Below are 566 nucleotides of genomic sequence, written 5' to 3' on the forward strand. Positions count from 1 at the left end.
ATCGGGACGATTTATATGTTTCCCTAATGGAAAAGAACGGGAAACGAGAAAATGTCTATCTAGATAACATTTTGAAACCAGATTTATATGAAAAGGTTCAAAGTTCTATCTTTGATGGAAGAGGAAATTTGTCATTTGTTGTTTATGAAAAAGATGCAAATATGAGTCTAGATGAAATCGTAAAAGATGAACGATATGGACTCTTAGTTGATAAAGCGGAGGCACAAAAAGATTACTCATTTAATGAAAAAGAGGTGGAATTATATAAAGAAATGAAGACGGAGGGATATGCACCTATTGCTTCTCTAGATCAGCAAATTCAGCCTTTAAAAGAAAAGGAGCCAACTACGTTAGATAAGGATTTAAGCCGAAAATTCGAGGCATATAGACGTTCACAATATGAAGAAAAACCAGATAATATTGATAGTATTGTCACTCGTGTAAAAGCTGAAGAACGGTATTATACAACGAAATATGTTTCGATTGATAATGAGCTGGTAAGCCAGGAACACGTAGTAAAATTAGAAAACCAGGTGGATGAGAAGCTTGGGAAAGAAGGAATAACG

General features: G+C 34.5%; 1 pseudogene. It reads left to right on the forward strand.

The window, feature by feature from the left end:
- Positions 1–566, forward strand: a pseudogene (locus BWGOE10_RS29380) (hypothetical protein); the annotation flags it as partial.

The organism is Bacillus mycoides (assembly GCF_001757995.1).
GTDB lineage: Bacteria > Bacillota > Bacilli > Bacillales > Bacillaceae_G > Bacillus_A > Bacillus_A mycoides_B.